Raw genomic sequence first — 23,955 nt, forward strand, 5'->3', positions numbered from 1 at the left:
GCTGGAGGATGCCCCGTCGGCCGGGATGCCGTTCGTCGCACTCGTGCTCGAGAACGCCTGGCTGCGGGGCTGCGTCGCTTGTCGGACGCGGGCGGCGGCCAGGGCGATCCAGGGGAGGACGGCGTAGCCGGTGAGGAGGCTCCAGTGGCCCTGGAGGAGGCGTTCGGCGACGTAGGGGTTCCAGAGGGTGATGGTGGCGGCGACGAGTTGGGCGGGGGTGGACGCGGTGAGGAATTCGCGGGTGAGGGCGGCGGCGCCGTAGCCGGCGGCCCATAGGGCGACGATCAGGATCGCCTTGACGAGCAGGCCACCGTCGATCATCGGTGACAGCACGGCGAGCAGTGCGTCCTGCGGGACGGCGCGCGGGGCGGCGGCGCCGAGGCCGAGGGCGGAGTCGGTGAGGTAGGAGCGGGGCGTGCTGACGGCATCGCGGAGCAGCAGGTACCCCGAACCGGCCAGCGGTCCGACGATGATCAGCGCGAGCAGCGCGCAATATCCGGCCACCGCGGCCCTCGCGCGCCTGTCTCCCGTCACGCCAGTGCACCTTACGTCCCGTCGATCGGTCGCGGGCCCGGCGGGCTGGCGGCACCAAGGTGAGTCCGGTCGGACTCACATTTTCGGGGTACTGGTGATACGAAGGGCGCGGAGGTGCGACGATGAGGCGTGTCCTCGGTCCGTCGCCCCCCTGTCGTTGCTGACCTGACCTGGGTGACGGCAGGCGCGATGACCGCCAACGTCGCCGGGTACCTGCTGCAACTGCTCGCAGGCCGCTGGCTCGGCGTCGCCGGGTACAGCGAGTTCGCGAGCCTGCTCGCCGTGCAGCTGCTGTGCGCCGTGCCCGCGCTGGCCATGCAGAACGTGGTGGCGCGCGAGGTGGTCCGCGGGGCGGATCTGCGCGCGGTGCGGGCGATGCAGTGGCGGTGTGCCGCGCTGGTCGCCGCGGTCGCGGTGGTGCTGGTCCCGGTGGTCGCCGGGCTGCTGCACGTCGGGGTGTGGGCGGCCGCCGCCGCGCTCGGTGCGGCGCCCGCGCTGGTCGTGCTCTCCGGCGAACAGGGAATTCTGCAAGGCGGCAACCACTTCCGTGCCTTGGCCGCCGTGCTCGCGCTGGCCGGAACGGCACGCGTCGCGCCCGCACTGATCGCCCTCGCCCTCGGCGGCGGTGCGGCGGGTGCGCTGTGGGCGGGCGCGGCGGGCATCGTCTGCGCGGCGATCATCGCCGGCCGCATCGCCCGCTCGACCGCGCGCGAGCCGACGCCGCGCCCGGACGGCCGGACGATCGGTGTGCTGCCGGTGCTGCGGGCCGTGCAGGTGCAGGCGGCGCTCATGGCGCTGTCCTCGGCGGACCTGATCGTCGTGCGGATCGTGCTCGACGATGTCGACGCGAGCCGCTACTCGCTGGGCACCATCGCGACGAAGATCGCGTTCTGGCTGCCCCAGGCCGTCGGCGTCGTGCTGTATCCGCGCATGGCCCAGCCAACGCACTCGGCCCGCGCGATCCGCGACGCGCTGTCGGTGCTGTCGATCATCGGCGTGGTCGCGGTGCTCGGTGCCGCGCTGGCCGCCCCGCTCGCCCCGCTGTTCGCCGGGCAGGACTACGCGCCGATCCAGGGCATGCTGTGGCTGTTCGCGCTGCACGGCGCGATTTTGGCCGTCCTCCAAGGCGCCCTGCTATCCGCGATCGCCGTCGAACGCACCGCCCTGGCCGCCGTCACCTGGATCGGCCTGGTCCTCGAGGTGACCCTCATGCTCACCTTCGCCCGCACCATCGGCGCACTGATCACCACCGCCGTCTCGGTCGCCGCCGTCACCACCCTGATTGTCGCGGTCGTCGTCCTGCGCACCGCCGCCCGCGCGACTACCCGCAACCCCGCCCCCACCGTCTCGACAGGCAGCGTCTCGTAGCCCGGGAACGAAAGTCGCGTCGTTCCACAGGCATCCACATCATCTGTGGACAACGACGTGAGCGAGGCCCGGAAACGACAACGGCCCCGGTCGTGATGACCGGGGCCGTGCGTGGAACTACATCCCTCAGGGACGCTTGTTGATATCGATCTGCTCGGTCGGCGCGTCGTAGTCACCCCGGTTGAACTGGGTGGTCGGCGCGTCGTCGGCGTCCCAGGTCGAGGTGTCGTCCGGGGCGGCGGTGGGGGCCGGGGTCGGACGGGCGCCGCGGGGGCTGGCGTGCTGCGGGGTGCTGCCGCCGCCGCGCAGGCCGAGGAACAGGCCGGCGAGCAGGGCGATCACGCCGAGGATGCCGAACACGATCGGCACGACGCGGCCGAACAGCGACAGCTTGTCGGTGTTCTCCTTGGCGATCGCGATCTGCGACTCGATGGTGTTCTCGTCGAACACGATGTGCGACTTGAGCGCGGTCACCTCGGGCTTGTCGGCCGAGCGGGCGTAGAACAGGTGGATCGACTCGCCGCCCTTGATGACGGTGCCGGTCTGCGGCTCGACCCACAGGTCACGCACGTTGGTGTAGTAGCGGGTCATGGTGACCGGCTGATCGGCGGGCACGTCGGTGACGCCCCACTTCGACGCGGGCAGGGTCAGCCGGTTGGTCGGCGACTGCACGACGTCCCAGGTGCTGGTGACCGGCGCGGTCATCTGGAAGTGGTAGACCTTCGTGCTGTTGATCTCGGTCTCTTCGATGAAGTTCGCGTCGAAGGCCTTGCGCACGTTGATGTCGAAGTACGGGTACGTCTTCTTCTCGGTGCCGATCGGGAAGCGGTAGCCGAGGCCGGTGTGCTGCACCGGCTCCATGACGCTGCCGTCCTTGTTGACGGTGACCGCGATCGAGCCGTTGGGCTCGGTGTCGACCGGCATGCCGGTCACGCGGTCGATGGTGACCCGGTCGATGGTCGCGGTGAGCAGACCGGTGTCGCCCTGCACGTCGGTGCGGCGCAGCGTCTGGCCTGCCTGCAGCGTCATCTCGTCGGCGTCGGAGGGCTCCTCGACGGTGACGAAGCGCTGCGAGACCAGTGGCACGTCCTTGTTCACGACGGCGGGTCCGTCGCCGGTGGTCAGCGACTTGGAGTCGAGGACGAGACTGTCCTCGCCCTTCTGGTTCTCGGCGATCGTGGTGATCTCGAGGTCGAGCGGAGTCTTGGCCACCTTGCTCACGGTGTAGGTGGGGATCATCAGCGCGGCGACGAGTAATGCCGCGCCCAGACCCACGAGCACGCAGGCGACCGTCCTTCTGGTACCGGCACTCAGTGCCATGCAAACTCTCCTCGTCGTTCGAACACCGGATCCTCCGGTGGTCTGGTATTGCACCTAGCCCTCGTGAGCCCCGACACTAACAGCCCGACTGCGCAGTGTGCCGTGCTGCGCCCGGTAAATCGCCGACACGGCAGACTGGAGCGTGATGACGACCGCTACCGCCCCCGTTTCACCGCCCCGCGCCTTCAATCCCGCCCTCGAGGGGATGCGCGGAATGGCGGCACTCGGTGTGCTGTTGACCCACGTCGCGTTCCAGACCGGTGCGAGCGGGATCGCGGTCATCGGCCCGATCCTGGAGCGCTTCGACATGGCGGTCGCGGTGTTCTTCGCGCTGTCGGGCTATCTGCTGTGGCGCCCACACGCGGCCGCCGCGCGCGGGTTGGGGACCGCCCCCGGCACGATCCGCTATCTGCTGCATCGCCTCATGCGCATCATCCCCGCGTACTGGGCGGTCGTGGTGTTCGTGCTGGTGCTGCTGCCCGGCGCGGCGCAGTCGGCGAATCTGCGGGTGTGGGTGTCGAACCTGTTCCTGCTGCAGGTGTTCGTGCCGCTCACGCTGACCGAGGGGCTCACCCAGATGTGGAGCCTGTCGGTGGAGGTGGCGTTCTACCTGGTGCTGCCGCTGCTGGCCTTCGCGATCGTGCGGCTGCGCGGCGCCGCCGCGCGCCGGCGCGTCCCGGTGATCTGCGCGCTGATGGCGGTCACGCTGACCTGGAATCTGTGGCCCGTCCCGACCCCGGACGCCATCCACGCCGACAACTGGCTGCCCGGCTATCTGCCGTGGTTCGCGGCGGGCATGCTGCTCGCCGAGCTGATCTACCAGGTGCGGCCCGCGGCCTGGTGGCGCGCGCCGTTCGCCAGTCAACCGCTGATGTGGGCGATCGCGCTGGCCGCCTTCCTGCTCTCGGCCACCGAGTTCGGCGGCCCAGCCGGCCTGGAGCGGGCGGAGCCGTGGCAGTACGCGATGAAGATGCTGCTCGGCACGATCATCGGGTTCGGCCTGCTCGCCCCACTGGTGCTGCGCCCCGGTGACGCCGCGCCGCACCGCTGGCTGGAATCGCCGACCGCCGCCACGCTGGGCCGCTGGTCCTACGGCATCTTCCTGTGGCACCTGGTGGTGCTCACCATGGTGTTCCCGGTGTTCGGCCTGCTCCCGTTCAACGGCAACTTCGGCTACGTCCTGGTGCTCACCACCGCGCTGACCCTGCCGCTGGCCGCCGCGAGCTTCGCGCTGATCGAGGACCCGGCGCGGCGGCTGGCCCGGCGCTGGGACAAGGCCGCGGCCGCCCGCAAGCAGGCCGGGTCGATCCCGCCGCGCGATTCCGCTGATCTCGGTGGTGCCGCGCTGCCGCCGACAACGCGATGATCGTCGTCGGCCACCGCCCTGGGCCGGCGCGCGGAGCAGGGTCAGCGTCGTCGACGAGGTAGCGCGGCGACACCGACCGCGATGACCGCGAGGACAGCGGGCGCCTGCGCCCACAGCGAGCCGCCCATGTACTCGGTCCCCGACCGCCACGTCCCGGTCGACAGCGCGGCAGCCGAGATCAGCGTCCCCAGCCCCGCCACCCACGGCAGGACCCGGGTGGTCACGGCGGGACGGAACCAGACGCAGGCGAGCGCGAGCACCGTGCACACCGCGCCGATCGGCCCGGAGACCACGGTGATCACGCCGGTCAGCCCGACCGCCCCGGCCCAGCGGACACCCCAGGTCACCGGCGCCGGACCGGGATCCGGGAGCGGTCGCCGCCGCGGAATCGCCAGCAGGATCAGCGGAATCAACAGCAGCAGCCCACCGAAGATGGCGAGCCGGTACCAGCGGTCGGCCGGGAACGAGACGGTGATCTCCCCGGTCGTGCCCGCCGGGACGAGCCACGCCTGCTGCCATCCATCGACCACCACCGGTGACAGCGCGCGCCCGTCGGCGGTGTGCGCCTGCCAGCCCACATTGGTGCTCAGCGGCAGAACGAGCAGCTGGGTGCCCGGATCGGCGGGCGCGGGCGCGATCGGATCGGTGCGCACGAGCCGCAACCGGTCGACGGTGAACAGCTCGGTCGGCGCGACGGTGAGATCGGGATGCCCGGGCAGCAGTTCGAGATCGGCCGCGTCCTGCGCGCACGCCCGCGCGGACACCGGTGCGCCGGAACGGAGTTCGTCGGCGGTGGCGGTGATCGTGGTGTGCACGGTGCGACCGCCGATCGCGATCACCGGGCCGTCTTCGCAGCCGATGGTGATCAGCCGGTCGCCTGCCGCGTGCGCCGGGTACTCGGGGCCGAGCACCTCCACCTCGGCGAGGCCGGTCGGCTGGGTGAGCACGAAACCGAGCGCGGTGCGATCGAGCACCTCGTTCCAGCTCTGGATGCTGATCTCGACGCGATCGGTGACGGTGGGGTACAGCGAGATCCGCGCGGGTTCGCCGTGTTCGCGTTCGGGCAGTTCGCGCACCTGGGGGCCGTTGCCGAGGTTCACCATCACGGCGGTGGCGGTCGCGGGGAGCCCGCCGAGCGCGGTGGTGATGTCGAGCCCGGTGACCTCGGCGGGTTCCGGAAGTTCCAGCACCAGGGTGGGTTTGGCCCCGGCGAGCCCGCGGACCGTGGCCTCGGGCGCGGTCCAGGTGGTCTTCGGATCGCCGTCGGTGGCGGCGAAGGCCGCGCCGCGCAGATCACCGACGTCGGCCTTGCCGCGCGCCACCGGCCGGGTGTGGTCGGTGAGCAGGGCCTCGAGCGCCGGGCCGGGCCGGGTGCGCACGGTCAGGTCGGTGGTGGCGGTGAGTGGTTCGGGCACGGCGAGCGTGCGCCCGAAGACACCGGGCTCCTCGGCGGGCAGGCCGAGTCCCTTGCTGCAATGCACCCGGTCGGGGCCGTCGAAACAGGCACTGCGGCCGGGGAATTCCTGGCCGAGGTCCCAGCCGGTGACGGTGCTGCCCGGCGCGACGTCGGGCAGCACGACCCGGTGCCGGATGTCGACCCGCACCGGGGCGTCGCGCACGCTGTAGTCGTCGAGGGTGAGTTCGCTGATCCCGAACTGGCCACCGCTGGTCCCGGTTTCGGTGCGCGCGGCGGTGATCATCACCCAGTCCGTCTCGCCCGCGGGCAGCGGAACCGTCGCCGGCGCACCGGGTTCGGTGATCCGCGCCGAGACGGTGCCGCGGGAGGTACGGACCTCCACCCACTTCACCGGGTCGCCGAGCGCGGCGGCGGTGGTGGTGAACCGCAGCGAGCCGACGGTGATCGGCTTGTCCAGGTCGAGCCGGAGCCACTGGCCGAGCGCGGGTTCGGCGCCGTTGCTGATCCAGGCGGTGCTCGGGTCGCCGTCGACGGCGGCGGCGGTCGAGCTGCCGGGCGCGGCGCCGCCGATCTGGGTGGCGTCGGCGGCGGAACTGGACGCGGTCACCTTCGCGCCGGACCATTCGCCCCGGACGAGGGGGGTGCCCTCGACCGGGTAGTCGGGCACCAGGTTGTGCGTGCGGCGGGCGTCATCGGCGGCGCGGACGGCGGAGTTGTGGTTGTCGACCCGGCCGAAATCGGCCTCGCGATCCATCGGGGTGTCGGTCAGCAGGACCGGCTTCGGCGGCAGCCCGGCGCGCGCGGCGTCGGCGGTGAGCAGCACCGGGGCCGTGGGGTTTCCGGTGTCGCGGCGGATGCGCTCGAGCACCTCGGGACCACCCTTGACGACGGGCACGGCGTCCAGCGGCACGGTGTACGCGCCCGGGAATCCCGGCGGCGCGCCGGTCCCGCCGCGCACCGTCACCGGGGTGCCCGGCGAGGGCACCTCGACCCGATAGATCTCGATCGCCGGGTAGGCGGGCTGGAGGTCGTTGTCGACGACCAGGCCCGCGTCGGCCGCGCGCGGCCCGATCAGGTCGCCGAATTCGGCCGCCTTCGTCAGCCCCGGCGAGCCCTCGATCGCCCGGTGCGCCAGCATCGGCCGGGTCGAGCGGGAGGTCTCGGGGTCGAGGTCGTTGCGCAACACCAGCACGCCGATGCCCTGATCGGCGAGGGTGGCGGCCAGCCCGGTCGACGGCCTGCCGTCGGCGATGAGCCGCTGCACCGAATCCATCGCGCGGATGGTGCCCGGCGGATTCAGCGGCACCGAGTCGCGCACGGCCCAGGGCGTCTCGGCCAGGGCTTGCAGCGGTTCGTCGCGGGTCAGGCCCCAGATCTGACTGCCGAACGGCGCGCCTGGCACGACCAGCGCGCGGGTGTCGGCGGCGTTGTCGGCCAGCCACTCGGCGGTGTCGGTCCAGTACGCGGGCACCCGGTCGTAGGCGCCGCGCGGCGCGAGCTTGCCGGTCCAGGCCAGCGAGGTGGCCAGCGTGAGCGCGGCCAGGATCAGCGCGGCGACCGCGACAATCCGGTCCCGCTCCGGGTGGGCGAAGGTGTTGCGCCACTCGCGCAGCGGCACCGAGGCGGGCAGCGGCACCCGGCCGAGCAGATGGGCGAGGCCGACCACCAGTGGCAGCCGGATCAGCGGCTCCAGCTTGTGCACATTGCGCAGCGGCGCGCCGCCGGAGTCGAGGAACACCCGCACCGACTCGGCGAACGGACCGCCGAGCGCGCCGACGTAGCCCGCGCAGATACCGGCCAGCCCGACCAGCAGGATCAGCGTGAACCGCCCCCGGTACGGCATGGACGATCGCGCCAGCCCGGCCATGCCCGCCGCGGCGAGCAGCCCGGTCGCCAGTACCGCGGCGGGCTGGGTGACCAGCACCGCGCCCGCGATCCGCTCCGGCGAGACGAACGGGGTCCAGCTGTCGGTGCCGCGCAGCACCTCGGCCAGCGAGGCCCACTGCGTCGTCACCCCCGAGGACTCGATGTAGTCGAGGAACGGCGGGCTCACCTTGCCGAGCAGCAGCAGCGGCACCACCCACCAGAAGGTCGCCAGCACCAGCAGCGGAATCCACGCGGCCGTGAACCGCCACCAGCGCCGATTCGGCCGGTAGGAGGCCCACCAGAGCGCGGCGGGCAGGAACGCGGCCACGGTCGCGACGGCGTTCACCGAGCCCATCAGAGCCAGTGCGAGCGCGCTACCGGCGGGTGAGAGCGCACCGCCACGCCCGTTCCCCTTGGTCGCTGCCGCATCGGGCCCGCCCGCATCTCGCCGGTTCCGTACCGCGACCCCGAGGGCGGCCGGTGCCAGCAGCACCCACGGCGCCAGCATCATCGGCAGCGTCTCCGAGGAGATCGAGCCGAGCGTGGTGAGCACCCGCGGCGACAACGCGAACGCGATACCGGCGATCACCCGCGACCCGCGCGCGCCGATCCCCAGCACCTCGCACAGCTTGACGATGCCCCAGAACCCGGCCAGCAGCAGCAGCGCCCACCAGACGCGCTGGGTCACCCACGCGGGCAGCTGCAGCAGATGACCGGCGGAGAAGAAGGTGCCGTGCGGGAAGAAGTAGCCGTAGGCCTGGTTCTGCACCTGGCCCATCGGAGCCTGACTGCTCCACAGGTGCGATGCCCGTGCGAGGAATCCGAGCGGGTTCTGAGCGAGGTCGTACTTGGTGTCCGCGACGGTGAGCCCTGGCGCCTGCGCGAACGTCAGGACGAAGGCGGCTACGACCGTGCCGACGAACCAGCGCCAACCCAGTGGAGCCGTGTCCGGGTGCCCCGCTAGGGGGCGTGACGCGCGGGCGTCGGACTCAGCGGCTGCCGTATTCAGGAGCGTTGAGCAGCGAGGAATCCTTGTCACCGCTGCGGTCGATCGAGGGCGCCGAGTTCTGCTGCACCGCGGCCGTGATCGCGAAGACGGCGATTGCGCTCAGCAGGGCGCCGCCGACCGCGCTGGCAACAGCCGGAACAGCAAACTTCATCGCGCACTCCAATACGCTCGACGTCGGGGTGGTACCTCGGCCAACCTAGCAGGTGTCGGCCGCCAGGTCAGTGATCGGGCACGTCGCAATGCAGCGCGCCGAGCAGTGTCCGGAATTTGGCGGTGGTCTCGGCGAGCTCGGCCGCGGGATCCGACGCCGCCACGATCCCGCCGCCCGCGCTGGCGCGCAGCGTGCGCCCGTCGGCCGCGAGCTCGGCGCCGCGGATCGCGACGACCCATTCGCCGTCGCCGTCGTCGGCGCACCAGCCGACCGCGCCGCCGTAGAAGCCGCGGCGCGGTTCGTCGGCGGTGATCGCGGCCAGCGCGGCGGCGAACGGCGTCCCGTTGACGGCGGGTGTCGGATGCAGCAGCAGCGCCAGGTCGAGCGCGGTGGTCGACGGGTCGCGCAGTACGCCGTGGATCGGGGTGGCCAGATGCCAGACCTGTTCGGTGCTCAGCAGTTCGGGCGCGTCGGGGATGTGCAGCTCCCGGCAGACCGGGGTCAGCTGCTGCCGGATCCACTCGATCACGTACCCGTGCTCGTCGTGGTTCTTGGCGCTGGACAGCAGCTCCCGGGCCTGCGCAGCGTCGGCGTCCGGATCGGCGCGCCGGGGCAGCGTGCCCGCCAGCGGATGCAGGCTGACGCGGGTGCCGTGCCGTGCGACGAGCACCTCCGGCGTCGCGCCGAGCAGCGTCTCGCCCGGTCGCCCGGCCGCCGTCAGGTCCACCGCGTACACAGTGGCGTTGGGATGCCGGGTCAGCAGCTGACCGGCGACGACCTCCGGTTCCAGCGGCGCGTCGGCCTCGATCAGCAGGGTCCGCGCGGCGACCACCTTGCGCAGCTCGGTGCCGGGATCACCGAGCTGTTCGACCAGCTTCGTCACCCGCGCCACGTGCTCGGCGGCGGTGGGCAGCTCGGCGACGACCCGAACGGCGGGCAGCGCGGGCAGCGCGGCGGGCCGCCACGGTCCGGCCGTGTGCAGCGCGGTCTCCGGCTGCCACAGCGCCGCGGGCTCCTCCGGGTCGAACGGCAGCGCGCCGACGATCAGCCGCGGACCGGTCCCGCTGCCGGGCGCCGTCCACCGGCGCAGCGTGTCGACCGCCTGCCGCGGGTCGGGGTAGCTGGCGCGCACCCCCGCCGCGCGCAGCACCCCGTCGGGGCGGGCCAGCAGGAATCGGTTCATGGTGGTTCGACCATAGCCGCGCCGACCGTGGCCGGGAACGGGGGAGCGATCGAACTCTCAGTGCTCCGGTGGCACCAGCAGAACGGGCCGGTGGCCGTGCTTGAGCACCGCCTCGGCCACGCTGCTGTGCAGCAGCGCGCGCAGTCCGGTGGCGCCGCGGGTGCCCGCGACGATGATGTCGACGTCGAGCTCGTCGGCGCAGTCCACGATCGCGTTCCAGATGGTCGTGGTGCACTCGGCGGTGCGCGGTTCGGCGTGGATGCCCGCCAGTTCGGCCAGGTGCACGCCCTCGGCGTTGATCTTGCGGGCATCGGTGTAGGCGATGTCCTCGATCTCCTCGTCGGGCACCCAGTCCGGTTGCATCACCCCGGCCAGCCCGGAGATGCGGGCGGCCTGGCGCACCATCGGTTCCCAGGCGGTGAGCAGGATGGCGCGCTCGGCGGTGAGGAAGCGGCCCGCGTACTCGATGGCCCGCTTGGCGTGTTCGGAACCGTCGTAGGCGATGAGCATCCGATCGCAAGCCATGACGACCTCCTGCGCTGGTACAGCGTCTCGTGCAGTCAGATTACCCCCGCCCGACCGGGTCCAATCGGATCCGGTGCCGCGGGTCGGGCCCGGCCGGGACTACCGTGGAGCGCATGCGGAAATCGCCTGTGGTCGTGTTCGCAGTCCTAGCCGCCGTCGCCACCGCCTGTTCGGGAGGATCGTCGACCGAGACGACACCGACGGCGAGCGGCACCGGCGTCCCCTCCGCCGCGCAAGGGGGTGACCCGACCTCGCCGGTGACCGGCACGCCGGCGCAATCCGCCTGCGGCGCCGACTATCTCGCGAAACTCACCCAGCGCGAGAAACTCGCGCAGCTGCTGACCGTCGGCATCACCGGCTCGGCCGACGCCACGAACGTGGTGAGCACCGAGCAGGTCGGCGGCATCTTCATCGGCAGCTGGACCGATCCCGGCCTGCTGAACAACACCCAGCTGGACGCGGTGAAGGCGCTGGCCAAGGCGCCGCTGATGGTCACCATCGACGAGGAGGGCGGGCGGGTCTCGCGCGCCAAGAACCTCATCGGCGTCGCGCCGTCGGCCAGGGAGATCGCGCAGACCCAGACGCCGGAGCAGCACTATCAGAACACGCTGACCAGGTCGAAGGCCCTCGAGGACCTCGGCGTCACCGTCGACTTCGCCCCCGATGTCGACGTGAGCAGCCAGCCCGCCGACAGCGTCATCGGCGACCGCTCCTACAGCGACGACCCGCAGGTCGTCACCGAGTACGCGGGCGCCTACATCCGCGCCTCCAACGAGGTCGGCCTCGGCGCGGTCATGAAGCACTTCCCCGGCCACGGCTCCGGTTCCGGCGACTCGCACACCGGCGCGGTCCGGACGCCGCCGCTGTCGGAGCTGCAGAACAAGGACCTGGTCCCGTTCCGCAATCTGGTGAACTCCGGCGCGGCCGTGATGGTCGGCCACCTCGACGTGCCCGGCCTGACCGAGCCCGACGTCCCGGCCAGCATCAGCCCGGCCGTGATGTCGCTGCTGCGCGAGGGCACCGGCTACGGCGCGCCGCCGTACAACGGCCCGATCTTCACCGACGATCTCGGCGGCATGGCGGCCATCACCGCCCGCATGTCGATCTCCGACGCGGTGGAGGCGGCGCTGGTCGCCGGCGCCGACAATGCCCTGTGGATCAGTACCGACGCGGTGCCCCAGGTGCTCGACCGTTTGGAACAGTCGGTGGCGAGTGGCAAACTGCCCGCCGACCGGGTCGACGCCTCCGTGCTGCGGATGGCGCGCTACAAGGGCGTACAGCTGGGCTGCTGAGGCGGTCCGGCGACTGTGCGGCAAATGGGCACGGGCGAACTTACCTTGGAGTAATATAGGGGTTCACCCTGCGGTAGGAGAGTGGATGGCGGGCGGAACGAAGCGACTTCCCCGGGCGGTTCGTGAGCAACAGATGCTCGACGCCGCCGTCGAGGTGTTCGCACGCAAGGGCTTCCACGACACCTCGATGGACGCCATCGCCGCCGAGGCGAAAATCTCCAAGCCCATGCTCTACCTGTATTACGGCTCCAAGGACGAGTTGTTCCGGGCCTGCATCCAGCGCGAGGGCCTGCGCTTCATCGAGGCCGTCGCGCCCGCGGGCAACCCGCAACTCACCCCGCACGAGCAGGTGCGCACGGCGCTGGAGGGCTTCCTCGACTTCGTCGACCGCAACCGGCAGTCGTGGCAGGTGCTCTATCGGCAGGCAATCGGTCAGCAAGCTTTCGCGTCCGAGATCGACAACGCGCGCGAGCGTGTCATCGAGCTCACCGCGAAGCTGCTCGAGTCCAGTGCCAAGCACGCCGATCCCGGCACCAATTTCGAGGTCGTCGCGGCCGCGGTGATCGGGGCGGGCGAGGCGATCGCCGACCGGGTCGCCGGCGGCCGGATCGAGGTGGCCGAGGCCGTCGACCTGCTCGACGATCTGGCCTGGCGCGGCCTGGCCGGTCGCAAGAAGGCGGAATAGCCCGCCACCGGTTGCTCGCGCTCGTCCGACCTGCCATCGTGCTCGACAGCGGGCGCTGAGGCGCGGCCATCGTCGGACCGGGCGGGGCCGCGGCGCGGGCGCCCGGGAGTTCCACGACAGACGGGGTGGCAGTGTTCGGTGTGTTGAAGCCGTGTGCGCACGGCGCGGCGAAATACGGCATCGATCCGGGGCAGTGGCAGGCGCACATGTGCGGGCTGTGTCTCGGCCTGCGCGACGGGCACGGACAGCTGGCGCGCGCGGCGACCAACACCGACGCGATCGTGCTCAGCGTGCTCACCGAGGCTCAGTCCGGTGACGCCGACGCCCGCACCACCGCCGGGCCGTGCCCGCTGCGTGGGATGCGCCGGGCCTCGGTGGTCGCGGCCGACGCGCCCGGCGTACAGCTGGCCGCCACGGCCTCACTGCTGTTGGGCGCGGCCAAGATTCGCGACCACGTCGACGACGGCGACGCTGGTCGGCTCGCTCGCCGTCCGATGGGGCGGGTCGCCGGGATCTGGTCGGCGGCCGCCCAGGCGCAGGCCGACCGGATCGGCCTCGACGTCGGCCCGTTGTTCACGGCTATCGACAGTCAGGCTGCGCTGGAGGCGCTCGCCGCGGCGAACGGCCCCGGCCGCGTCACCGAAGCGGCGGTCGCCGTTCGGCAGGCGGCGGGGTGGGTCGGCACCGCGTCGTCGCCCGCGAAGCCGCATGGGCCGACCATGGCTCGCACCGACGACTCGAGTACCACGCCGATCACCCTCGATCAGCTGACCGGCCCGACCCAGCTCTGTGCCGCCACCCTCTTCGGCCACACCGCCACCCTGGCAGGCCGCCCGGAAAACGTTGCGGCCCTGCAGGAGATCGGTCGCCACGTCGGCCGCATCGCCCACCTCGCCGACGCCATCGAAGACCTCGAACGCGACCGCCTGCGCGGCCGCTTCAACCCACTCGAAGCCACCGGCACCGAGATGCCGCGCGCCTATGATCTGTTGCGCGAGAGCGAATCGCGCATCCGCGCGGCCGCCGCCGAGGCGGAGCTCGACCAGCTGCCCACCGTCCGCTGGGCGCTGCTCGACCCGCTGTCCGCACTGCTGCGCCGCCTGGGACAGGGCCTCGGCCTGGCCGTCGGCCATGTCTGCCGCACATCGCCTGTCGCGCAACAGCATGCGCCGTACCAGTTCCCATCCCGGCCCGGGCGCAGGCCGACCAGGAGGCCCGGCCCGCTCAAGGCGGGTGGGCTGATCCTGGGCGTCTACTGCACCGGCGTCGCCTGCTGTGTCGACCACACCAGTCCCTGCACCGGCGAGCAGAAGGACGCCTGGGCCAAGCGCTGCGACTGCGGCGAATGCTGCGACTGCGGTGACTGCTGCGGCAACTGCTGCGGTGAGGACTGCGGGTGCGGCGACTGCTGCAGCTGCGACTGCAACTGCTAGGAAACCCTCACTCGCACTTCACGATCGGGATCGGGTCGTACTTCACGGTCCGGGTGTGCCGGGAGACCTGGGCGCCGGTCTTGCGATCGGTGATCACCCTGGTGTCGGAGATGGTGAACCCGGGCGCGCCCTCGGAGGCGATGCAGTCCTTGCCCTTGGGCAGGGTGATCTCCTGCGGCTCGGTCGGCTTCGACTTCTCGCCGGTGATCGATTCCACGTCGACGGTCTTGGTGCCCCACAGGCGCACGGTGATGTCCGAGCCCGTCGCGACCGCCTGGATGTAGACGCCGGTCGCGGTGGTGTTGCGGAACGCCAGGTCGATCGCGCCGTCGAACACGGTGGCTTCGCGCGCCGCCGGGTACCGCGAGATGTAGTAGCTGTGCTCGGTGTGGCCCGCGTCCTCCATACCGGCGAAGTAGGCCGCGTTGTACAGCGTGGTGGCGAACTGGCTGATGCCGCCGCCGACCGCCGTGCTCGGCCTGCCCTTGTCGATGATGCCGGACTCGACGTAGCCCTCCGCGGCGGTGCGCGGACCGGTGAACTCGTTGAGCGAGAAAGTATCTCCCGGCTTCACCACCGCGCCGTCGACCTTGGCGGCGACGGTGCGGATGTTCACGCCGGACGGGCCGCTGAAGCCGCCGGTGGTGAACTGGCCGACCATCTCGGTGATGCCGAGCGCGTTGGCGGCGTCGGTGGTGAGCTTGGGCTCGATCCGCTGGTACACCGCCTCGGTACTGCGGTTGCCGGTGGCGGTGAGCAGGGCGGGCAGCTTCTCCAGCGTCTTGGGCCAGTCGACCTTGTTGCCCACCACGGCGGGCACCACGGTCGGCTTGCCAGCGCCGACGGTGAAGGTGGCGTCCTTGGGCTCCACCTCGGAGGCCGCCAATTGCGGTGCGAGCAGGGCGATCGCGGCGTCGTTGTCGATCTTCGGCGCCAGGCCACCGTTCCCGTCGGGCACGAAGCCGAGCACCCCGGCGATCTGCTCCGGCGTGAGCGTGGCGCGAATGTCCTTGCCGCTCACCGTGATCGGCGCGGAGATCGCCGGCGTGGCGATATCGCGCAGCGCGGCCTGCACGGCCTCGGTGCGCACCGCGACGGGCGCGGCCACCACGGGCAGGTCCAGTTCGCTGCTCGACGCCCAGCGCTCGGTGATCGTGGTGCGCGCGGCCGCGGTGTCGAGCACCCGGCCGGGCACCGGCGCGACCGCGACCGGCTTGCCGTTGACGAACCGCACCGTGCCTTCCACGGTCGGATTGTCGTGCGCCTGGAAACCGGCCACCTGCTGATCCAGCGCCGCCGCGTCGACGGTGCTGACCACCGCGACATCACGGGTGCCGAACAGGGAGATCAGTCTGCTCACCGGGTTGAGCGGCTGGTCGCCGACGGCGTCCCAGGTGCCGTCCCAGTCCACCTGCAGACCGGCCGTGGCGGGCACCATGCTGGCCTGCACGTCGCCGATCCGGACCGGCAGCGGTCGCTCGGCCTTGGGGCCGAGCTCGGCGTGCAGGAGCGCGTTCGCCTCGGACTCGTCCATGCCGCCGATGTCGACCCCGGCGACGACAGTGCCGCGCGGCACCTCGCCGTTGCTCAGGGCCAGGTCGGCCAGGTAGGCGGCGGCGCCGACGGCGAACACGGCGCCGACGGCGATACCGATCCGCTTGGCCAGTTGCGGGGTACCGGAGCCGGTCGGCGGCTGCGGCGCCGCCGGGGCGGGCGCAGGCGACCAGCGGTCACGGGTCACGGTGGCTAGGGGCTGGGTGGGCAGGGCGGCGGTGACGTCGGCATCGAAAGTGCGATTTGCTTCGAGCAGCTTGCGTAGTCCGACCTCGCCCCTTGGTCGGTCGGCCGGTCCGCCGACATTCGACTCGCTGGGCACGGAGGTCCTTCCGTTGGGTGTTATGGCGTCGTCCTGGATCAGGTGCGCCCGGCCCCAGATGTTTGCGGGGCCTCGGCCAAGGGTAACGGTGTTCGTCGTCCTCGGCACCCTGGCAACAGTGGATGGACAGCAGGAAGGCTCCGCGTAGTTGCCGGGTCGGGGGTCTGGCAACTACACGGAGCCGATCTGTTTATCGCGGCCCGTTCCGGGGCGTTACAGCCGTTTTTCCGGGCAGTTTCGGCGGCCTCCGGCGGCGCCACCGCGCCGATCCGGGCACTCGCGCGGGACAATCGCACGTGAGACTCGACACCAGGTAGCGCGCAACGAGGGAGAACTGATGCAGCTGGGAATGATCGGCCTCGGCCGGATGGGTGCCAATATCGTGCGTCGCATCGTGCGCGACGGGAACACCGCCGTCGGTCACGAACGCCATCAGGGTCACATCGACGAGCTGAAGGCCGAGCTCGGCGACAGCTTCGACGGCAGCACCGACCTGAAGGAATTCGTCGCCATGCTCGATGCCCCGCGCGTCGTCTGGGTGATGATTCCCGCGGGCGCGACCGGCGCCGCGATCGACAATCTGGCCGAGCTGCTCGAACCGGGCGACATCATCATCGACGGCGGTAACAGCCGCTACCACGAGGACATCGCGCGCGCGAAGGCGTTGGCGCCCAAGGGCATCCACTACCTCGACGTCGGCACCTCGGGTGGCGTGTTCGGCCTGGAGCGCGGCTTCTGCCTGATGATCGGCGGCGAGGCCGAGCAGGTGGCCTACCTCCAGCCGCTGTTCGAGTCCATCGCCCCCGGCGTCGAGGCCGCGCCGCGCACGCCCGGCCGCACCGGCGCGCCGACCCCGGCCGAACAGGGCTGGCTGCACTGCGGTCCGGCCGGGGCTGGCCACTTCGTGAAGATGGTCCACAACGGCATCGAGTACGGCGCGATGGCCGCCTACGCCGAGGGCCTGAACATCCTCCAGCACGCCAACGTGGGCGCCACGCAGGGCGACGGCGAGCACTCGGCCGAGGAGACCCCGCTGGAGCACCCCGAGTACTACCGGTACGACCTGGACATCCCGGACATCACCGAGGTGTGGCGCCGGGGCTCGGTCGTCGCGTCCTGGCTGCTCGACCTCACCGCGAGCGCCCTGTACGCCGACCCGAACCTGGACGGCTACAGCGGTCGCGTCTCGGACTCCGGCGAGGGCCGCTGGACGATCGACGCCGCCATCGACACCGCGGTGCCGGTCCCGGTGCTGTCGGCGGCCCTGTTCCAGCGCTTCTCCTCGCGTGGTGAGGCGCTCTACGCCGACAAGATGCTCTCGGCCATGCGCAAGGCGTTCGGCGGCCACAACGAGCTCCCGGGGAAGTAGTCCGTCCAGGGGTATTGACGACGTTTGCCAGCCCTTCGCTGCCCCGGCGGAGGGTCGGTGTGCGCTTTTCGGGCGGATTCGCCGATGCCGAAAAATCTCGGATGCTACCCCCGGTGACCCCTCCTCGAGAGTGAAACGGTAATCTTCCACAAAGATGAGAACACGTTCTTATTTTCCAGGACAACCGTCCAGTCCAGCGGATACCTTCTGGTCAGAGGGGGATAGACCACTCGATGAGGAATTCGTCCCGGCCGACTTCGCCGGGGCTTGGAGGAAAATCATGATCCGGACTTCGCGTATCACCGCGGGCGTCGCCACCACCGCTCTGGTCGTCGCCGGTGTCGGTGTCGCTCTCGGTTCCGGCACCGCCGTCGCGGCTGGCTCCTGCTCGGTCACCAGCCACGCCGAGAAGCGCGATGCCAGCACCGTCGGCATCACGCACGTCTACGACAAGACGGCCAGCGCCGAGCAGATCGGTGTCGGCACCTCGGTGACCTACAAGGTGGTCGTCGGCACCACGGGGATCGGCAATCCCTACGTCAACACCATCACCGACTTCCCGCCGGTCGGCTTCGGGGCCCCGACCAAGACCACCATCACCGCCTACCACGCGATCGGCGGCCAGGTGACCGAGGACGTCACCCCCGAGCCGAACGCCGGTGGCTGGAAGGTCACCAGCACCGGCTGGTTCGTCAACTCCGGCAACCCGGTCACCCTGACCATCACCTACCCGGTGCCGGACAGCGTGAAGGCCGGTCAGCAGGTCACCAGCGGTGGCGTCGGCGTCGCGGGCACCGTGGGTGTCAGCAACGAGATGCCGGGTCTGACCGCCTGCTTCACCGCGCGCGGCGCGAACGCGGGCGAGACCGTGATCGGCAGCCTGGGCGACAACGGCCTCGGCTCCTCCGACGGTCAGCTGAGCTCCACCGGCTCGCTCAGCGACGTCATCTCCGACGTGCTGCGCAATCTGATCGGTAGCTGATCGCGTAGCACCTGGTCGCCGGGACGGTCTCGCGCTGCCGTCCCGGCGCTCTGGGCCCTCGGGCCGCCCCTTCTGTAGTGAGGATTGATGTTCGTGTTCTCCCGTTCCCGCGCGGTCGCGGTGTCGGCCATGGCGCTGGTGCTGCTCTCGGTCGCCTCCGTCGGCACCGCGGGCGCCGACGGTTCCCGGCTCGATCACATCGAGCGGCCCGGGCAGCGGCAGCAGGTGCTGCACGTGTACTCGGCGGCGATGGACCGGGTGATCCCGCTGCAGGTCATCACCGCGGCCGACAACTCCGTCCCGCGCCCGACGCTGTATCTGCTCAACGGCGCGGGCGGCGGTGAGGACAAGGCGAACTGGTACAACCAGACCGACATCGTGCAGTTCTTCGCCGACAAGAACGTCAACGTGATCACCCCCGCCGCGGGCAAGTTCTCCTACTACACCGACTGGCAGCGCGACGATCCCAAGCTCGGCCGCAACAAGTGGCAGACCTTCCTGACCGAGGAACTGCCGCCGATCATCGACGACACGCTGCACGCCAGTGGCGTCAACGCCATCGCCGGACTGTCGATGTCGGCCACCGCGGTGCTGAACCTGGCCATCGCGGCCCCCGACCGCTACCGCGCTGTCGGCGCCTACAGCGGCTGCGCCTCGGTCGCCGACCCGATGGGCCGGGCCTATGTCGACATCGTCTTCGCCCGCGCCGGCGCCGATCCCGCCAACATGTGGGGCGAGCCCGACGACCCGGCCTGGCGCGCCAACGACCCGTACCTGAACGCGGAACGCCTGCGCGGCAAGGCCATCTACCTCTCCAGCGCCACCGGCCTGCCCGGCGTCGCCGAGACGCTCCCGGCCGGCGCGAATCCCGGCAAGGTCATCGGCATGACCGACCAGATCCTGCTCGGCGGCGCCATCGAGGCCGCGGCCAACGTGTGCACCCAGCGTCTGGCCGCCCGGCTCCAGGAACTGAACATCCCCGCCCAGACCGAGTTCCGGGCCGCGGGCACCCACACCTGGAAGTACTGGGAACAGGACCTGCACAACTCCTGGCCGATGATCGCCGCCGCCATCGGCGCCAACTAGAACGATCGGTCGCGTATCGCGGCGTCAAGCCCCGAAAAGTTCTGGATAACAAGCACATTGAACCCAACGATGATGTTGTTAGCTCAGATCATTTGTTCTCGAAAGGCTTGTCATGCAACGTCGTATGGTCCGCATCCTGGTCGCCACCGCAGCCATCGCCGGCATCGCCGCCGGCGCCTCCCCGGCCGTCGCGGCCCCCGCAGCCCCGGCGGTGATCGCCGAATCCGGTTCCGCGGGCACCGGTTCCGCCGCCATCGACCTCCCCCTCGGCCTCCTCAAGCTCCTCGTCTGCGGCCCCTGGGGCTCCACCCAGCCCCACCCCAACCCGATGTGCCGCTGACAACGTGAAACGGCGGGTGGTTTCCGATCTCCGGAAACCACCCGCCGTCGTCGTCTCAGCCCGCGACTAGCGCTCGATGATCGCCACGACGCCCTGGCCGCCCGCGGCGCAGATCGAGATCAGCGCGCGGCCGGAGCCCTTCTCCGCCAGCATCTTCGCGGTGGAGGCGACGATGCGGCCGCCGGTGGCGGCGAACGGGTGGCCCGCGGCGAGCGAGGAGCCGTTGACGTTGAGCTTGCTGCGGTCGATCGAGCCGAGCGCGCCGTCCAGGCCCAGGCGCTCCTTGCAGTAGGCGTCGGACTCCCACGCGGCCAGCGTGGAGAGCACCACGGAGGCGAAGGCCTCGTGGATCTCGTAGTAGTCGAAGTCCTGCAGGGTCAGGCCGTTGCGGGCCAGCAGGCGCGGCACCGCGTAGGTGGGCGCCATCAGCAGGCCGTCGGGGCCGTGGATGTAGTCCACCGAGGCGACCTCGGAGTCCACCAGGTGCGCGAGCACCGGCAGGTTGCGCTGCGCGGCCCACTCCTCGCTCGACAGCAGCACCGCCGACGCGCCGTCGGTGAGCGGGGTGGAGTTGCCCGCGGTCATGGTGGCGTCGCCCAGCTTGGTGCCGAACACCGGCTTGAGGGTGGCCAGCTTCTCCACGGTCGAGCCGGGACGCAGGTTGTCGTCGCGGGTCAGGCCGAGGAACGGGGTGATCAGGTCGTCGAAGAAGCCACGGTCGTAGGCGGCGGCCATGTTCTTGTGCGAGAGGTAGGCCAGCTCGTCCTGCGCCTCGCGGGCGATGCCGAACTCCTTGGCGGTGATGGCGGCGTGCTCACCCATCGACAGCCCGGTGCGCGGCTCGGCGTTGCGCGGGATCTCGATGCCCAGCATCGAGGGCCGCAGCTGGCCGACCAGCTTGACCCGGTCCTTGTTGGTCTTGGCGCGGTTGGCGGTGAGCATCCACTCGCGCATGTCCTCGCTGACGCCGATCGGCGCGTCGGAGGTGGTGTCGGCGCCGCCGCCGATGCCCGACTCGATCCGGCCGAGCGCGATCGCGTCACCCACGGTGACGATCGACTGCAGGCCGGTGCCACAGGCGAGCTGCAGGTCGTGGGCCGGGGTGTACGGCGAGAGCTTGGAGCCGAGCACGCTCTCGCGGATCAGGCTGTGCTCGCCGACCTTCTTGAGCACCGCGCCGCCGACGACCATGCCGAGCCGCTCGCCCTGCAGACCGAACCGGCTGACCAGTCCGTCCAGGGTGGCGGTGAACATGTCCTGGTTGGAGGCCTTCGCGTAGGCCTTGTCTGAGCGAGCGAACGGGATTCGGTTACCGCCAACGATCGCGACCGGGCGCTGGGTCTTCGCGGTCTTGGCCGGGGTCTTCGCCGAGCGGGCTTTGCTTGTCACTCGAGTTCTCCATGGTCTCGTCGGTTCCGGGTACGCCGGGCGTATCGGTTTACATTAAACTTACTCTGGAGTAAGTTCGTTGTCGACACCGTACCCGCAAATGTGATTCACACGGGGGACACTGGGCGAGCACGGTCATACAACACGTCGAGCACAGAGAAGGTAGGAACAGTGGCAGCCAAGAGCAAGGGTGCACCCAACCTCTACGGATCCTTCATCCACTCCGCCCCCGGCGCGTTCCTGGCGAGCAAGCTGGGCCTGCCCCAGCCGGCGGAGCTGCGCCGCTACAAGGCCGGCGAGCCCGCGCTCCCCGGCCCGGTCCTGCTGGGCGGCAAGGGCCGCCTCGCCGAGCCGGTCCGCGCGCTGCTCGCGGACTACACCGTCGCGGATTCGCTCGACTCGGGCACCAAGTACGGCGCCCTGGTGTTCGACGCCACCGGCATCGATTCCATCGACAAGCTCTCGCAGCTGTTCGAATTCTTCCAGCCCGCGATGCGCAACCTCGCACCTTCGGGGCGTGTCGTCGTCATCGGCACCACGCCGGAACTCGTCGGCTCGGTCGACGAGCAGATCGCCCAGCGCGCGCTCGAGGGCTTCACCCGCTCGGTCGCCAAGGAGCTGCTGCGCGGCGCCACCGGCCAGCTCGTCTACGTGCACCCCGAGGCGGGCGCGGCCGCGACCGGCCTCGAGTCCACCCTGCGCTTCCTGCTGTCGGGCAAGTCGGCCTTCGTCGACGGCCAGGTCATCCGGGTCGGCAAGGCCGATTCCGTCGCCCCGGCCAGCTGGGACAAGCCGCTGGCCGGCAAGGTCGCCGTCGTGACCGGTGCCGCCCGCGGCATCGGCGCCACCATCGCCGAGGTCTTCGCCCGTGACGGCGCCACCGTCATCGTCGCCGACATCCCCGCCGCCGGTGAGGCCCTGTCCGAGACCGCGAACAAGGTCGGCGCCACCGCCCTGGCCCTGGACGTCACCGCTCCCGACGCCGCCGAGCGCCTCGCCGAGTTCGCCACCGAGCGGTTCGGCGGCATCGACATCGTCGTGCACAACGCGGGCATCACCCGCGACAAGCTGCTCGCGAACATGGACGAGGGTCGCTGGAACTCGGTCATCAACGTCAATCTCGCTGCCCCGCACCGCATCACCTCCGGCCTGGTGGCCAAGGGTGTGCTCAAGGAGGGCGGCCGCGTGATCGACGTGTCCTCCATCGCCGGCATCGCGGGCAACCGCGGCCAGACCAACTACGGCGCCTCCAAGGCCGGCGTCATCGGCATGGTCGACGCCGAGGCCCCGCTGCTGGCGGAGAAGGGCATCACCATCAACGCGGTGGCCCCCGGCTTCATCGAGACCGCGATGACCGCCGCGATCCCGGTCGGCACCCGCGAGGCCGGTCGCCTGATGAGCTCGCTGCTGCAGGGTGGCCAGACCGTCGACGTCGCCGAGACCATCGCCTTCTTCGCCAGCCCGGCGTCGAACGCGGTGAGCGGCAACGTGGTTCGCGTCTGCGGTCAGAGCCTGATCGGCGCCTGATGACCCAGACGATCACCCTCTCCGAGGTTCCGAAGAACGGCGGGCTGTACGCGAAGGCGGCGCTGGGCGCCGTCCCGCTGCCCGCCCCGCTGTCGGGTCGCAAGCCCACCCTGCCCGACCGCCGCGTCGTCCTGGACGGTTTCCAGGTCGACCCGGACCATCTGGCGGCGTACTGCCACGCGACGGGCCTGCGCTTCAGCGACACCCTGCCGCTGACCTACCCGTTCATCCTGGCGTTCCCGCTGGCGATGCAACTGGTCGTCGCGCGGGACTTCCCGTTCAGCGCGGTCGGCGCGGTGCATTTCGAGAACGTCATCGAGCGCACCAGGGAGATCTCGGTCGCCGAGCCGCTCGATTTCACGGCGCACATCGAGAACCTGCGCGAGCACCCGAAGGGCCTGCTGGTCGACGCGATCACCGAGATCCGCGTCGGCCGGGAGCTGGTCTGGCGGCAGGTCACCACCTTCCTGCACCAGCAGCGCACCTCCCTGTCGGGCGGCCCGAAGTCGGCGCCGCCCGCCGACGAGGTCCCCCCGCCGCCGCTGCGCGTGCAGCGTGTCGATCAGAAGATGATCAACCGCTACGCCGCGGCCTCGGGCGACCACAACCCGATCCACGTCTCCGGACTCGGCGCCAAGGCCATGGGCTTCCCGAAGACCATCGCCCACGGCATGTGGTCGGCCGCGAACATCCTCGGCACCATCGAGGGCCGCATCCCCGAGAAGACCACCTACACGGTCAAATTCGGCAAGCCGGTCTTCCTGCCCGCCTCGGTCAACATCTACGCCGAGCAGGTCGGTTCCGGCTGGGACCTCTCCATGTTGAACCCCAAAAAGGGCTACCCCCACCTCACCGCAACCCTGCGCTGACCCCGGTACCCCACGGGCCGCACCTCCTTTCCGGAGGTGCGGCCCGTTCCGTTTTCGGCGGCCCGATCGGCGGCCGCGAATCCGCCGTTACGTGAATTCGCTGTGAGATTACTCATTTTCGAGAATTGCGTTCGCTGATCAGTTGCGGCACTTCACTTTTCCCGGTCACTTGGTCTACCGACCGGTGCTTTCTTCTCCGAGCTAAGAAATTGCCTGACGCCTGCTGGGCGGGCGATCCGGTGTTGCCGTGACGCCAATATTCCGGGCCGGAAATTCCGGTTACCCTCCGGCATCCGAACAGTCCGCTGCCCCGATTCCGGTCCGTTCCCGTGCCCGGAAACGCGTGTTAGAACTGCTGTGCCCAGTCT

General features: G+C 70.7%; 18 protein-coding genes and 1 pseudogene. 11 read left to right on the forward strand and 8 right to left on the reverse strand.

The window, feature by feature from the left end; translation table 11 throughout:
• Positions 1 to 534 (reverse strand): annotated as a pseudogene (locus tag ACFVW6_RS01455) (hypothetical protein); the annotation flags it as partial.
• Between the two features lie 189 nt (positions 535 to 723).
• Between ACFVW6_RS01455 and ACFVW6_RS01460 the strand changes: the two are divergent.
• Positions 724 to 1,902, forward strand: coding sequence for a polysaccharide biosynthesis protein (locus tag ACFVW6_RS01460; protein ID WP_378824228.1), 1,179 nt, complete (start codon positions 724 to 726; stop codon positions 1,900 to 1,902).
• A 126-nt stretch (positions 1,903 to 2,028) separates the two neighbouring features.
• Here ACFVW6_RS01460 and ACFVW6_RS01465 read toward each other — a convergent pair whose 3' ends face one another.
• Positions 2,029 to 3,222 carry a DUF3068 domain-containing protein gene (locus ACFVW6_RS01465; RefSeq protein WP_378824227.1) on the reverse strand — a complete coding sequence of 398 codons (1,194 nt, stop codon included), beginning with the start codon at positions 3,220 to 3,222 and terminating at the stop codon, positions 2,029 to 2,031.
• A 145-nt stretch (positions 3,223 to 3,367) separates the two neighbouring features.
• Here ACFVW6_RS01465 and ACFVW6_RS01470 point away from each other — a divergent pair, with 145 nt between their 5' ends.
• Entirely contained in the window at positions 3,368 to 4,588 is a 1,221-nt protein-coding gene (locus ACFVW6_RS01470) for an acyltransferase family protein (RefSeq protein ID WP_378824226.1), read from the forward strand.
• Positions 4,589 to 4,629: 41 nt separating this feature from the next.
• Here ACFVW6_RS01470 and ACFVW6_RS01475 read toward each other — a convergent pair whose 3' ends face one another.
• From ACFVW6_RS01475 to ACFVW6_RS01490, 4 genes are all read right to left on the reverse strand, one after another.
• Positions 4,630 to 8,880, reverse strand: a complete 4,251-nt coding sequence (locus ACFVW6_RS01475) for an alpha-(1->3)-arabinofuranosyltransferase (protein ID WP_378825628.1) — start codon at positions 8,878 to 8,880, stop codon at positions 4,630 to 4,632.
• Positions 8,861 to 9,031, reverse strand: a complete 171-nt coding sequence (locus tag ACFVW6_RS01480; protein ID WP_181698846.1) for a DUF2613 domain-containing protein — start codon at positions 9,029 to 9,031, stop codon at positions 8,861 to 8,863. The genes ACFVW6_RS01475 and ACFVW6_RS01480 overlap by 20 nt, the downstream gene beginning before the upstream one ends.
• 67 nt (positions 9,032 to 9,098) lie before the next feature.
• On the reverse strand, positions 9,099 to 10,214 hold the full coding sequence (locus ACFVW6_RS01485) for an isochorismate synthase MenF (protein WP_378824224.1): 1,116 nt from the start codon (positions 10,212 to 10,214) through the stop codon (positions 9,099 to 9,101).
• 57 nt (positions 10,215 to 10,271) lie between these two features.
• Positions 10,272 to 10,739, reverse strand: a complete 468-nt coding sequence (locus ACFVW6_RS01490; protein ID WP_355274941.1) for a universal stress protein — start codon at positions 10,737 to 10,739, stop codon at positions 10,272 to 10,274.
• Positions 10,740 to 10,852: 113 nt separating this feature from the next.
• Here ACFVW6_RS01490 and ACFVW6_RS01495 point away from each other — a divergent pair, with 113 nt between their 5' ends.
• From ACFVW6_RS01495 to ACFVW6_RS01505, 3 genes are all read left to right on the forward strand, one after another.
• Positions 10,853 to 12,031 (forward strand): glycoside hydrolase family 3 N-terminal domain-containing protein, encoded by a 1,179-nt coding sequence (locus tag ACFVW6_RS01495; protein ID WP_378824223.1) that lies wholly within the window; start codon positions 10,853 to 10,855, stop codon positions 12,029 to 12,031.
• 85 nt (positions 12,032 to 12,116) lie between these two features.
• The gene (locus ACFVW6_RS01500; protein WP_218716025.1) at positions 12,117 to 12,716 is read left to right on the forward strand and encodes a TetR/AcrR family transcriptional regulator; all 600 of its coding nucleotides are present in this window, start codon (positions 12,117 to 12,119) and stop codon (positions 12,714 to 12,716) included.
• A 125-nt stretch (positions 12,717 to 12,841) separates the two neighbouring features.
• Complete coding sequence (locus ACFVW6_RS01505) at positions 12,842 to 14,149, forward strand: DUF5685 family protein (protein WP_387790450.1); 1,308 nt, start codon at positions 12,842 to 12,844, stop codon at positions 14,147 to 14,149.
• 7 nt (positions 14,150 to 14,156) lie between these two features.
• Here the strand turns inward: ACFVW6_RS01505 and ACFVW6_RS01510 are convergent, their stop codons facing one another.
• Positions 14,157 to 16,025 (reverse strand): VanW family protein, encoded by a 1,869-nt coding sequence (locus ACFVW6_RS01510; protein WP_378824222.1) that lies wholly within the window; start codon positions 16,023 to 16,025, stop codon positions 14,157 to 14,159.
• A gap of 337 nt (positions 16,026 to 16,362) precedes the next feature.
• Here ACFVW6_RS01510 and gnd point away from each other — a divergent pair, with 337 nt between their 5' ends.
• From gnd to ACFVW6_RS01530, 4 genes are all read left to right on the forward strand, one after another.
• Complete coding sequence (gene gnd / locus ACFVW6_RS01515; RefSeq protein ID WP_378824220.1) at positions 16,363 to 17,394, forward strand: phosphogluconate dehydrogenase (NAD(+)-dependent, decarboxylating); 1,032 nt, start codon at positions 16,363 to 16,365, stop codon at positions 17,392 to 17,394.
• A 280-nt stretch (positions 17,395 to 17,674) separates the two neighbouring features.
• Positions 17,675 to 18,376, forward strand: a complete 702-nt coding sequence (locus ACFVW6_RS01520; protein WP_357342136.1) for a hypothetical protein — start codon at positions 17,675 to 17,677, stop codon at positions 18,374 to 18,376.
• 87 nt (positions 18,377 to 18,463) lie between these two features.
• On the forward strand, positions 18,464 to 19,462 hold the full coding sequence (locus ACFVW6_RS01525; RefSeq protein ID WP_378824219.1) for an alpha/beta hydrolase: 999 nt from the start codon (positions 18,464 to 18,466) through the stop codon (positions 19,460 to 19,462).
• A 112-nt stretch (positions 19,463 to 19,574) separates the two neighbouring features.
• Positions 19,575 to 19,802, forward strand: a complete 228-nt coding sequence (locus tag ACFVW6_RS01530; protein ID WP_365008978.1) for a hypothetical protein — start codon at positions 19,575 to 19,577, stop codon at positions 19,800 to 19,802.
• 66 nt (positions 19,803 to 19,868) lie between these two features.
• Here the strand turns inward: ACFVW6_RS01530 and ACFVW6_RS01535 are convergent, their stop codons facing one another.
• Entirely contained in the window at positions 19,869 to 21,191 is a 1,323-nt protein-coding gene (locus ACFVW6_RS01535; protein ID WP_355274928.1) for an acetyl-CoA C-acetyltransferase, read from the reverse strand.
• Positions 21,192 to 21,362: 171 nt separating this feature from the next.
• Here ACFVW6_RS01535 and ACFVW6_RS01540 point away from each other — a divergent pair, with 171 nt between their 5' ends.
• Together ACFVW6_RS01540 and ACFVW6_RS01545 are read left to right on the forward strand one after the other, a co-directional pair.
• A complete protein-coding gene (locus ACFVW6_RS01540; protein ID WP_357342140.1) occupies positions 21,363 to 22,718 on the forward strand; it encodes a 3-oxoacyl-ACP reductase in 1,356 nt (451 codons plus the stop codon).
• The gene (locus ACFVW6_RS01545) at positions 22,718 to 23,587 is read left to right on the forward strand and encodes a MaoC/PaaZ C-terminal domain-containing protein (RefSeq protein ID WP_357342141.1); all 870 of its coding nucleotides are present in this window, start codon (positions 22,718 to 22,720) and stop codon (positions 23,585 to 23,587) included. Before ACFVW6_RS01540 ends, ACFVW6_RS01545 begins: the two co-directional genes overlap by 1 nt.
• Positions 23,588 to 23,955 lie beyond the last annotated feature (368 nt).

Source organism: Nocardia sp. NPDC058244 (assembly GCF_042882065.1).
In the GTDB taxonomy this organism is placed as follows: domain Bacteria; phylum Actinomycetota; class Actinomycetes; order Mycobacteriales; family Mycobacteriaceae; genus Nocardia.

Bases quoted from the DNA above. Each gene is read 5' to 3' on its own strand.
- ACFVW6_RS01460 (WP_378824228.1), top strand. From the start codon at position 724: ATGACCGCCAACGTCGCCGGGTACCTGCTGCAACTGCTCGCAGGCCGC.
- ACFVW6_RS01465 (WP_378824227.1), bottom strand. From the start codon at position 3,222: ATGGCACTGAGTGCCGGTACCAGAAGGACGGTCGCCTGCGTGCTCGTG.
- ACFVW6_RS01470 (WP_378824226.1), top strand. From the start codon at position 3,368: ATGACGACCGCTACCGCCCCCGTTTCACCGCCCCGCGCCTTCAATCCC.
- ACFVW6_RS01480 (WP_181698846.1), bottom strand. From the start codon at position 9,031: ATGAAGTTTGCTGTTCCGGCTGTTGCCAGCGCGGTCGGCGGCGCCCTG.
- ACFVW6_RS01485 (WP_378824224.1), bottom strand. From the start codon at position 10,214: ATGAACCGATTCCTGCTGGCCCGCCCCGACGGGGTGCTGCGCGCGGCG.
- ACFVW6_RS01490 (WP_355274941.1), bottom strand. From the start codon at position 10,739: ATGGCTTGCGATCGGATGCTCATCGCCTACGACGGTTCCGAACACGCC.
- ACFVW6_RS01495 (WP_378824223.1), top strand. From the start codon at position 10,853: ATGCGGAAATCGCCTGTGGTCGTGTTCGCAGTCCTAGCCGCCGTCGCC.
- ACFVW6_RS01500 (WP_218716025.1), top strand. From the start codon at position 12,117: ATGGCGGGCGGAACGAAGCGACTTCCCCGGGCGGTTCGTGAGCAACAG.
- gnd (WP_378824220.1), top strand. From the start codon at position 16,363: ATGCAGCTGGGAATGATCGGCCTCGGCCGGATGGGTGCCAATATCGTG.
- ACFVW6_RS01520 (WP_357342136.1), top strand. From the start codon at position 17,675: ATGATCCGGACTTCGCGTATCACCGCGGGCGTCGCCACCACCGCTCTG.
- ACFVW6_RS01525 (WP_378824219.1), top strand. From the start codon at position 18,464: ATGTTCGTGTTCTCCCGTTCCCGCGCGGTCGCGGTGTCGGCCATGGCG.
- ACFVW6_RS01530 (WP_365008978.1), top strand. From the start codon at position 19,575: ATGCAACGTCGTATGGTCCGCATCCTGGTCGCCACCGCAGCCATCGCC.
- ACFVW6_RS01545 (WP_357342141.1), top strand. From the start codon at position 22,718: ATGACCCAGACGATCACCCTCTCCGAGGTTCCGAAGAACGGCGGGCTG.